We start from the raw sequence: 5,613 nt of genomic DNA, 5'->3' as shown, positions 1-5,613 counted from the left end.
AAAACAGGTAAAAATCCTAGAAAAAGTAATTTGCTTTTTTTCATTTTTCTCCTTAAAATTTTATGAATTCAGGCTATTCCCAAACATTTTTTAATTATGTCTAGAAGAATTGGCGCAAGTCATAATTATAATTTATTTTTTTTTTTTTTTGTTTTTGGTTAAAAAAGATAATTTAAACTGGTTTGAGAATAAACTATATCTAAACCTATTACATCAATTTCAATTAAAATTAAGAAGAAAAAATAAAGATAGATATTTAAAAACCATATATTAAGGCACAATTGATAACATAATATTTTTTTATAATTTAATTCTTTCTTCGTCATTAAGGTTTTTAAAATAATTATTTTCTTAATTGATTAATTTTCTATCATGTTTATCGGTCTTCGCGATTTACTTAAAGACCATCCAGGAAATATTTATTTAATTCACTATAGCAAGGTTTAACATTGCCTTTAGATTCTTTTTTCATTTTTTCCTATATGAATTTCTAAAACTTGCTAAATTATTAATTTTTAGTCTATAAATAATTTCTTATTTGTTTCATTAGTTCATCTAATTTAGCGAGATTTGAATAAGTTTAGTTAATAATTAATTCGCTAGAATAACAAAACAAAAATTAGTATAGTTTTGTACATTATTTTAGCTCAAAGAGATATTTTGAGACAATTAAGCAAGCTAGGATTGCTAAATAGACAAAAATATATTTAGTTGTTTTTCAAGGCATTTAAACTGAGCACAAATACAAAAAACACATGAGAAAGCATAATCAATTATCCATCTTTTATTTTTGGAAGTAATTTAAAAATTAAATAATTTAAACTAAAAAACCTATGCTAATTAAGTTTATGCTTTTTGCAACAACCATGCATTGTTATCAATTTAATGTAAGCAAAAAAGCTTTATATTATTGCTAATTGCTTTTTTAGTTACTATTAACCCTATTTACCTAGGAAAATAGTGATAATGTAATATAATATTTTTATTAATAAAACCTAATACTAAGGAGAAAATATGCGAAAAATAAGTTGATTTTTCTTAGGTCTTTTACCAACAATAGCAACCGCAGCGGTTGCATTTTCATGTGTAAATACAAAAACACATAATATACCAAACCCAAAACCTAGCCCTGATAAAATATCTGATACTCCTAAGAAAAAACCTAAAGTTAAAGAACAAAAAAATGATTTACAATCAGTTTATGAAACTATTAAAAGTATTCTACCAAAGGATACTCTAAATGATATTAGACATAAAAATAAACATATTAAAAATTTATTGATTGGAAATTTATTACCAAAAGATCTGATCCCTGATCTTCCAAAGGATCAAGACACTAGCTCAAATATTTTGAATGGTTTTAAAGGACCAAAATTTGAAATTGATTTTAGTGACCCAACTAATGAATTAATCAAAAAAACAATTGATAATTTATACTACAAACAATGATATAAATACTATGATAAGTCCAAAGATGACGGAAAACAACATGCTTTTGATTTTCCACTAGAAGATGACTATATCGAAAATGAGTTAGATATATTCCCATCAAATGAACCTGAATCAAGCGAACCATGAGAAAACCATGAACCAAATCATAATAGTCCTTGAGAGTGAGATGAAGGCGCTGATGAAGTCTCTCCAAACGAACCACAACATAATGAACCTTGAATTTCTGATGATGAAGAAGGATTGAGTAGTCCTGCTGCATTAGCAACTAAACTTATTAAATCTGTAAAAGGCGAATCAAATATAATTTATGATATGAATGATAATTTGGTTCCGCTATCTAATCTAAAATCACCTAACAAAAAAAAAATTGGTTGATGAAATTAAAGAAGAATTTAGAAATTTAATTAGTACTGAAACACAAAAAATAAATCCTGTATATGATAATAAAATTTTTGGAAAAGAAGTATCTGCAACAACTACTGAAATTCAAAACTATTTTGAAAAATTAATAAATGATAGCACAACCGTTGGTCAAGTGTTGAAATATATTAGTACAGTAAAAAAATATGTCGAAACCGAAATAATGCTAGCAAACATGTATAAACCTTTTGAAGATTTTGGAAATAGTTTTAATGTTAGCAAAAATAAAAAAATATCATCTAAAGACTTAGAAAAAATTAATTACAATAAAGGAGCATTAGTTAAATACTGCGATGATGCATTTAAAACTCTAAGAAAAAGAAATGAATTTAGTGAATGGTTGAAAGAACCGGACCATAATTTTTACACTAAAACTAATGGTTATGTGGAAAAAATGCAAAATTTTGTAAACCAGATAAATGAAGCATATCAGCTTAAAGTTGAAGCAACTAAACCAGTTTTTCTTTTACAAATAGATGAAACTACAAATTATAAAAAAATGTATACTGAACAAGATATTATTAATGCACTCAATAATAAAAATAAAAATGGTTTAACCAAAGAAAAAGTGAATCAAGCCCTATATGCAACGATATTTAATATCAAAATTAGAAATATTTTTCTAAAAAAGGGTGGAATAATTGATTGAAGAAGTAAAAGCGGTAATAGCACTGTTGAATTTTTAGGCAAAATTGAGAAAAGAAATAACAAAGATAAACTAGTCGTTTATGTGGCTTACAAATTCGATAACAAGAGTAAAGAAAAAAATTTCAAAATTACTTTTACAAACTATTCAAAACAACAAAGCTATATTGAATTTAAAAAACAATAATTTAACACTAGCAACGCTTGCTAGTGTTTTTTTATCAAAACATAAAGATAAACTATACGAAATCGAAGAGTCACATATCGATTATTAAAACTAGTTATTTTGATAAAATTTATATATTATTTTTTATATTTAAAGAGGTTTATAAATTTATGGATAAAAATGAGTTATTCAAACAAAGATTAATTAAATACATGGAAATTGAGGCTATGTCGCGTTATGAAGAGCCTGTGGTTAATGAGTTAAAAAAATCACTAGGAAATAAAAAATTTGAAATTAGTAGAGATAACCTTGGATCAGTTATATTTAGAAAGAAATCAAAAAATCCTAATGCGCCAAAAGTTATGATTGCTGCACATATGGATGAAGTAGGGTTTCTAGTTAGAAACATAGATAAAAAGGGACAACTTTATTTATCTCCAGTTGGAGGTATTTGACCATCAACAGTAATTGGAACAAAAGCAAAATTAGTAACAGAGGAAGGCAAAACCTTTAATGGAGTTTTTGGCCACACAAGCATACACATTATGCAAGAAAATGAAATTTCAAAAGCAATTTCTAATAATGAAATTTATGCTGATTTTGGTTTTAAATCAGATGAAGATGCCAAAGAACAAGGAGTTGGCGTAGGTGACTTAGTATACATGTCAGGTGAAACTATACTATTTAATGATCCTAATTTATTGGGCGGAAAAGCAATGGATAATAGAGCTGGTATAACTGTTCTAGAATACGTTGCTAATGCCATCAACGATAAAGATCTTGATGTTGATCTCTACTTAGTTGGCACAGTGCAAGAAGAGGTAGGAACAAGAGGGGCTAGAACTAGTGTTTCATTAATTAAGCCAAACATAGCAATTGCTCTTGATACATGCGCATCACATGACACTCCTAACACAATCCCAGGAAATACTTTATTATACAAGGGTGCTGCTCTAAGAATAAAGGATCGTGGTACAATGATGGACCCAAAATTAGTTAAAGAATTTCAAAACATATCAAAAAAATATAACATACCTACATATAAATTTGTTGCAATGGGAGGAGGAACAGATGCTCATGAACTTCAATTTGCTCATGGTGGTGCAGCGACTCTAACCATTTCTTTACCACAAAGATATTTACATAGTCCTATAGGTGTTTGTGCAATTTCAGACTTAATTGCTGCCGGAGATTTATTAATTAATTTTCTTCAGGACTTTAATTTAGAAAAATGAGAGGATATCAAATACAAGTAAGAAATATCCAAAAGCACATAAATAAAATCGTGTTTAAACTAGTAATATAGTAAATTTTCTGTAAATTTATCTCCTGCTTACTTTTTGAGTAAGAGATTTGAGAATAGCAATCACACAAATCTAAATTTATTAGACAAAAATAACCAGAATTATCAAGCACGTCTTGATAATTTTTCTTATTTATTTCATAAGAAATTATTTTGCTTTCTTCATCCACTTTAAAATTAAAATAATTTCCATATGTTTATAAATATCTTCATTTAAGTATTCAATATTTTCAAGTTGTTTTGATAATATATTTAAAACCGTATTATATTTTTCAACTTCTAATGATGCTTTTTGTTCATTATAAAACATATAAATAAAATACTTGCTTGTTGAATTTGTAAAAGCTTGCTCGTATGTTTTTCAAGCAAAAGCTTTATGTTCAAAAATTAAATTTTCAGCATTTTTATATATTTTATCTTTGTTTTTATTTAATAAATTACTTAATCTTTTGTTATAAGTTTCTGCCATAATTATAAAGTTAATGTTTTCAGAAGCAATATTTTCAATATTGTCTTTTGAAAAATAACCGCGATCCAATACTAAAGTTGCTGATTTATAACGCAAATTTAAAACTTTATCAATCATTTTTTTGTAGTAACATCCCACTACATTAGTAACTGATTTGGGATATAAATCATAAAAAATTAGTAACCCAGTCTTTGGATCTAAACAATACGATAAGTTTATTTATGGCAGTCTTTCATCAACCTTTGGCTTTCCATATTCAGCATGTTTCATGTTTTTTGAGCTTATATTAAAGTTCATTGAATCAACAGATAAATATGCGTCATCCGAATATTCTAAATATGTTCTTAATTGTTTTAATCATCTATAATAAATTCAAGTATATTTTTTTGTTGTTATATCTTTATGCAAAAGCATTGATATCGTTAAGTTTTGAAGGAATTGAAAACAAACCAGAGAAAATTTTATATGCCACTTTTCAAATAATTGCGAAGCCATAGATTCTTCATCAATATAATAAAATGTCAATGCCTTTATTAATTCGCTTTTTGTGTTAAAAATATTTTCTAATTGTTCATCTATATAAATCTTTAAAAATTTTAGTTATTGCCAAATATTGCCCGATAGAAACAACGGATGATATTTTTTTATCATCTTCTATGATTGTTATTTTTGTGTCCGAAAAAATTAAAATACTTATCATTTGGTATTAATAAGTTGCCATTTTTTTGGATCTATTTTGCCAATATTTACTCTCTTATCAATATTATATTTTTTATCTTTTTTATATTTTGTTCCTGCGACATAATATACATATTTATTATCATCTTTTCTTATAATTTGAACCTTTTTAGGAATCTTTACTCTTTGATCTTTTATTATCATTTTTACCTCATTTTATTTAGTTTATTTATAACTAAATAAAAATACTTTTCGAGCTAGAAATATAAAAAATGCTGATTTTTTCAAATTTAATTCTTTTTTGTTTTTTGCTTGAGTTTTATAAAATAATTTACAAAATTACTTCAAGTTTAGGGTAAAAGTATAATAAAAAAAGCCAAGACTGGCTTTTTGTTCCCTGAAAACTGAATATCGACTTTTTTTTATTTTAGATAACTTCTATAGAATCACTATTAAACCAATCAATTTATTAGTACTGGT

General features: G+C 26.0%; 6 protein-coding genes. 3 read left to right on the top strand and 3 right to left on the bottom strand.

Translation table 4 applies throughout. The annotated features are described in order from the left end of the window. The first annotated feature begins 1,014 nt into the window (after positions 1–1,014). From ACWXVU_RS03105 to ACWXVU_RS03095, 3 genes are all read left to right on the top strand, one after another. On the top strand, positions 1,015–1,836 hold the full coding sequence (locus tag ACWXVU_RS03105; RefSeq protein WP_456012180.1) for a hypothetical protein: 822 nt from the start codon (positions 1,015–1,017) through the stop codon (positions 1,834–1,836). Beyond that, a complete protein-coding gene (locus ACWXVU_RS03100; RefSeq protein WP_456012179.1) occupies positions 1,820–2,704 on the top strand; it encodes a hypothetical protein in 885 nt (294 codons plus the stop codon). Before ACWXVU_RS03105 ends, ACWXVU_RS03100 begins: the two co-directional genes overlap by 17 nt. A gap of 149 nt (positions 2,705–2,853) precedes the next feature. Beyond that, positions 2,854–3,939, top strand: coding sequence for a M42 family metallopeptidase (locus ACWXVU_RS03095; RefSeq protein WP_438340671.1), 1,086 nt, complete (start codon positions 2,854–2,856; stop codon positions 3,937–3,939). Between the two features lie 195 nt (positions 3,940–4,134). Here the strand turns inward: ACWXVU_RS03095 and ACWXVU_RS03090 are convergent, their stop codons facing one another. The 3 genes from ACWXVU_RS03090 to ACWXVU_RS03080 form a co-directional block, all read right to left on the bottom strand. Beyond that, positions 4,135–4,656 carry a transposase gene (locus ACWXVU_RS03090; RefSeq protein ID WP_456012181.1) on the bottom strand — a complete coding sequence of 174 codons (522 nt, stop codon included), beginning with the start codon at positions 4,654–4,656 and terminating at the stop codon, positions 4,135–4,137. Positions 4,657–4,674: 18 nt separating this feature from the next. Further along, the gene (locus tag ACWXVU_RS03085) at positions 4,675–4,869 is read right to left on the bottom strand and encodes a hypothetical protein (protein WP_456012178.1); all 195 of its coding nucleotides are present in this window, start codon (positions 4,867–4,869) and stop codon (positions 4,675–4,677) included. Positions 4,870–5,148: 279 nt separating this feature from the next. Continuing rightward, the gene (locus ACWXVU_RS03080) at positions 5,149–5,337 is read right to left on the bottom strand and encodes a hypothetical protein (RefSeq protein WP_455966082.1); all 189 of its coding nucleotides are present in this window, start codon (positions 5,335–5,337) and stop codon (positions 5,149–5,151) included. Positions 5,338–5,613: the final 276 nt, after the last annotated feature.

This window comes from Mycoplasma sp. 2575, assembly GCF_053851635.1.
The sequence above is the reverse complement of the archived record's forward strand: the minus strand, read 5'-3'. Positions and strand labels throughout refer to the sequence as shown.